Origin of the sequence: Nevskia sp., assembly GCF_023266035.1 — a bacterium.
In the GTDB taxonomy this organism is placed as follows: domain Bacteria; phylum Pseudomonadota; class Gammaproteobacteria; order Nevskiales; family Nevskiaceae; genus Nevskia.
This window is the reverse complement of sequence record NZ_JAHFRY010000201.1, coordinates 1-5,309: the sequence shown is the minus strand read 5'-3', so window position 1 is coordinate 5,309 and position 5,309 is coordinate 1. Positions and strand designations below refer to the sequence as shown.

The 5,309-nt window shown below is 63.9% G+C and carries 2 protein-coding genes and 1 pseudogene; all 3 read right to left on the bottom strand.

Features of this window, described 5'->3' with window-relative positions; genetic code table 11:
• Nucleotides 1–1,429 (bottom strand): TonB-dependent receptor (locus tag Q0D45_RS20635; RefSeq protein WP_293397525.1); only part of this gene is annotated, 1,429 nt, incomplete at its 3' end.
• 120 nt (nt 1,430–1,549) lie between these two features.
• On the bottom strand, nt 1,550–4,564 hold the full coding sequence (locus tag Q0D45_RS20630; protein WP_293397523.1) for a TonB-dependent receptor plug domain-containing protein: 3,015 nt from the start codon (nt 4,562–4,564) through the stop codon (nt 1,550–1,552).
• A 290-nt stretch (nt 4,565–4,854) separates the two neighbouring features.
• Nucleotides 4,855–5,309: pseudogene (locus Q0D45_RS20625) on the bottom strand (iron dicitrate transport regulator FecR); the annotation flags it as partial.

Sequence of the window (5,309 nt, the reverse complement as noted above, 5' to 3'; positions counted from 1 at the left end):
AGTCCGGATTGGTGTCATAGACCAGATCGAACCAGGCCAGACCGACGTTGGCGTTCTGCAGGCGCTCGTAGGAGCCGTTGCGGCGATAGTCCACTTCGGAGAAGCCGGTGGTGGTCGGATCGAGGAAGAAGCCGACCGGCAGCAATCCCGATACCGGCTTCACGCCGGAACCCTGCTCATGGGCAGCGCGCAGGGCGCCGGTCGGATCCTTGTGCGGATTGGCGACCAGATAGTTGTAGAGCGAGTCCGGAATGCCCGGCTGTACCGGGAATTTTCCGGGCAGACAGAAGCCGCCTGGACCCGCATTGGCTGGATCAGCACCGGGAGCCGCTGTGGGACCGCTGCACATCGGCCAGTTGAAACGCTGGTCGAGCGGGCGGTTGGCGGCGCTCACATTGCCTTCCACCGGCGAGTTCGCATGCTGCTCACGCTGACCGACGAAGCCGTCGCCGGCGCCATCACGATTGACACCGGCGCCGGCATCGAGGTTGACCAGCGGGCTGCCGCGCACATAGGTGCCGTTGTTGATCAGGCTCTGGGTGACGCGGTTCATGTAACCGCCCGAGGTCTGCGAGTTCTGGATCTGGACACCGCTTTCGACGCGGAACATGCCGACGTTGTTGAGGCTGAGCGCCGACTGCAGCAGGCGCTGGCGCACATTGACCTGGCGCACGTAGGTGCCGGAGTTCTCGACCAGACCGTAGGTGTAGAAGCCGCCCTGCTTGCCGGCGATATCGACCGGACCGCCAACGCCGCTGGTGGCTTCGAGTTTTTCGAAGGAACCGGTGACGCCCTGCACGAAGCCGGACAGATCGCTGAGATAGGTGCCGTTCTGCGCCTTGCCGCCGGAACGCGGCGTCTGGTTGACGTAACCGCCGATGCGGCCGAGGCCGTAGATCGGTGGGGCGGCGCCCTTGACGATTTCCATCGACGACAGCGACGACAGATCAGTGCGGTAATGGCCCTGCGCGGTGATGCGCTTCATGCCGCGCCAGTAGACGTCGGCCGGAATGCCGCGAACGTTGATACCGCCCTGCAGACCGTAGCGCGTGGTCGTGTAGGTGCCGGGCACGGCACGGACGATGTCTTCGATCGCGTTGATGCCGAGCAGGTTCAGCGTGTCTTCGTTGATCAGCGAAACCGCGCGCGGCGTTTCCAGCAAGGGCTTGGCGAAGCCGCCGCCACCGACCGCCTCGCTGGCGATCGATGGAATGGCGCTGGCATTGACGACCATGTCGCTGAGCACCGAGGCCTCGGCGGGCGCGGCAGCTTCCGCAGCGGCCGGTGTCCCTTGCGTGGCCGGTGGCGGTGCCGGTGTCTGGGCGTAGGCCATTCCGGTCGGAACCAGGATGGCGAGGGCGGCGGTCAAATCCTTCGTGGCGTCACGAAGGTTCCGGCCGGATTTCCGAAGCTTTCTGCGGCTGCTCATGGCGTTCCCCGTGGATGTCAGTTGGGCGCCGTACACAGTTGTTGTGTTACGGCGTCCCTGCTCATGTGACGGGAACGCTGCGGGCTACCCTACCCCGCTAGATGAACTAGAAATCACGTCTCAGAAATCACGCCGCACGGTGAACTGGAATCGACGCCCCGGAAGGGCCGATACCGGCAGATCGGCCAGCGTGTCGCCATTGCGAGCGCGGAAGTAGCGTTGATCGGTGAAGTTGAAGACGTCGGCCTTCAGATGCCACTTGTGCCATTCGCGAAATACGCCGGCATTGAACACGCGGGCTTCAGGCAGTTCCGTCAGCTGCAGGCGGCCAGAGGAAACACTGGATAGATAATTGCCACTCAGCGTGAAACCGAAACCAGGGCCGACCAGGAACTGCGTGGTGAAGCCGAGTTGTGTATTCGGATTGCCCTGCTTCTCCCTGTAGTGCTCCACACCGGCCGGCAGTGCGACGAAGGCGCGGCCGCCATAGAGGAAGGCTTCGGCTGGATAGACGACCTCTCCAGTCGCCGGATCGATGACATCCTTGAAGCCCAGCGCACGGGCATCGACCTGGATATTGCTGCCGCGGTTCGGCGTGTAATAGGTCTTCTGATTGAGCGCATACAGCGTCATCAGAAAGTTGCGCGTCGGCACCCACTTCAATTCGCTTTCCCAGCCGCGCGTGCGGGTGCCAGCCACTTCGCTGTTGGCCAGGCTGGGATCGCCGATGCTGTCGATGCTGACCCGGCGCTGCTCGTAGGCGGCGCTGCTGAAGAACAACGAGCGTTCGAGCAGGCTGGCCTTGATGCCGAACTCGATGAACCGCGAAGCACCGATATGGCCGAGGCCGATCTGGGTGTTGCTGAGGCGGTTGATGTTGTTGTCGAGGGTCAGGCTGGAATGGGCGTAGGTGGCATAGGGCACGATCCGGCCCGGCAGCCGCTGCGACAGACTCACACTCCACGAGGTGCCATCGTCCCAGCCGTGGGAGGAGACATCGCGGGGCGAGAAGACACCGGGATTCGCCGAGGTGCCGCGGATCGCATCGAGCGTGCCGCCGTATTCGACATTGCTGGCCTTCGAGCCATCGAAGCGATAACCGAGCAACAGGTTGGTGCCGGTCGAGAAGTCGATGTCGAACAGCGCCGCCGCGCCCATCTCCGTGAACTTGGTCTTGCCGTGCACGGTGTACGGCAAGCCGTCGTTGTTGATGTCGTCATTGGCGGTACAGACGGCGAACGTGGTGTTCGGCGTCATGCCGCCGTTGCCGTCGTTCCAGGTGCTGGCGGTGGCATCGGTGCGGTTGTTGCTGAAGTCGCCGAAGCACTGCGAGACCGGCGCATAGGTGCTGCGATAATTCAGCGAGCCGAGCATGTTGATGCCGATCCACGACGGCAGATTCTTCAGGCGCCGCGTCACCGTCAGCTTGTCTTCCCAGACGCGCGGATTCTGATCGGTACCGAACGGCTGCTCGGATTCCTTGTACTGGTTCATCGAATCGAAGAACAGCTGGTTCTTGATCGTGAAATCCGGATCGTCATCGCTGATCAGATCGATGTAGCCGGTCGCGAGATCCGCTTCCAGACGCTTCTCGTACGCCGCAAAACGGCGGATATCGAGCTTGCCGTAGCCGGTGGTGCGGGGATCGAGCGCCATGCCGATCGGCACCGAACCGGACATCGGCCGCGGGCCGCCGACACCCTGGGCAACCAACAGGCCGCCGGGATCAGCCTCCGGATGCGCGGTCAGATAATCGAACAGGGTCTGCGGAATGCCGCTGACTTGGGCGAACTGATCGAGCCGCAGCGGTTTGCCGTTGGCGTCGTACTGCCAGGCAAAGGTCTGCGCCAGCGGCTGATTGGCCGAGCTGAGATTGCCGACCACCGGCGAACCGCGCTCCATCTCCAGATAGCCGATCCGGCCATTGTCGTTGGCATCGAGATTGACCAGCGGAATGCCCTGCACGTAGCGGCCGGTATCGGCAACGCTTTGCGTGAAGCGGCCGATCAGCGCACCGGCGGTCATTGCGCGCTGCAGGCTGATGCCGGACTCCAGCCGGAAGCGGCCGGCAAAGCGGTTCAGGCTGGTCGACACCTGCAGCAGTTGGGCATCGTTGGGCACGCCGCGCGCATAGGCATTGGCGTCCGACAGCGCGCCGAACACCGCATACCCACCCTGACGATTGGCGACTTCGAGCGGACCATTGATGCCGAAGCTGACCTCCCGGTGCTCGTAACTGCCGGAGATCAGTTGCACGAAGCCGTGATCGTCGAAGCCGTGTTCGCCTTCGCCCATTCGCGATGTTCGTGGTCGCACGTTGGTGTAGCCGCCGACCTTGCCCATGCCGTAGATGGGCGATGGCGGGCCGCGCACGACCTCGATCGAATCATTCGCCGACAGCACGCTGTTGACATGACCCTGCAGGTACAGCCGCTTCATGCCGCGAAAGAAGGTATCGGCCGGCACCGAGCGCACGTCGATGCCGCCCTGGATGCCGAAGCGGGACGGCGTGAACGCACCGGGCACCACGCGCACCAGATCCTCGACCGAGGACAGGCCGAACAGATCGATGGTTTCCTTGCTGATGAACGACACCGAGCGCGGCGTATCGAGCAATTGCTTCTCGAAGCCGAACGCCGAGCTGCTGGTTTCCTTCGGCAGGGTGCGGCGCACGTCGCGGACGGTGACCTGGCCAAGCTGGACGGCCTTCACGCGGCGCTCGGCGTCACCGCCATCAGCTCCCGGCGTCGCAGCATTACCTGGGGCGTGGTTCGCACCGGAGAGGATCACCACGGTCTGCGCGTTGGCGAACAGGACCCGCAGTCCGCTGCCCGCCAACAACTGGATCAGCGCGTCATTGGCGCTGAGACGTCCGGACACGGCCTCGGTTCGATAGCCTTCGGTGATGCCGTGTGGGTAAACGACCTGCAGGCCGCTCTGCTCGCCGAAGCGGTCCAGCGCGTCGGCCAGAGACGACGGCGCGATGTCATAGGCGCTGACCAAGGCCCGCGCCGACTCGATCGGCACGGTGTCGTCCAGCGCCATCGCCGAGGCCGAAAACATCACCAGCGACGCGGTCAGAGACGCGCGAAAAGCCAGACGGAAGCGCCCCCGTCGACGATGCCACTTGTGCATGAGATTCGCCTGGTACCCGAGCCGGACATCCTTCGAATGCGACGAATGCAGCCAAGGACCGCCCCAAGCCCCCACATACCGGACATTCGGTTTGCGGAGCAGCCGCGGCAGGACATTGCTTAAGAGCCTGCCGGACCGCAGGCACCCTACGTGCGGCCGACGAACGGCGGCACGATGATTTCGGGCTTGTTGGGGAACAACGAGCGATCGCCAGTGTGACCTGACGCACACTTCATGCCACGGAAATCAGCGCTCAGGCCGCCACACGGTGTGGCGGCGCACCGCGATTTTCAGTCGCTACGGCCGCGGAGCAGGATTTCGTTGCTCCGCTGGTCGGCGCTGATCGGCAGGGTCTCAACCAGTGCCGAGACCACCAGATCGCTGTCGCCGGCAATGAAATTGCCGCTCACCGGCAGCGTTGCCAGTGCTTGATCGTCGAGACGGATCGGCCGGTCGACGTAGCGATTGACCTCGGCCAGCGCCTCGGCCAACGGCGTGCCGTGAAACACCAGGCGGCCGCGTTCCCAACTGGTCACCGCCTGAACATCGACCACCTGCTTGCTCCAGACGCGCGGCTCTGCCGTATAGCTCAGCTGCTCGCCCGGCTGCAGCAACTCGGCCTGACCATCGAGATTGCCGAGACCGGTGACCGAAACGGAACCTTCGGTGAGGGTGACGGCAACCGAATCATTGTGGTGATCAACCTGGAAGCGCGTGCCCAGTGCCACCGTGCGGCCGGCTCCTG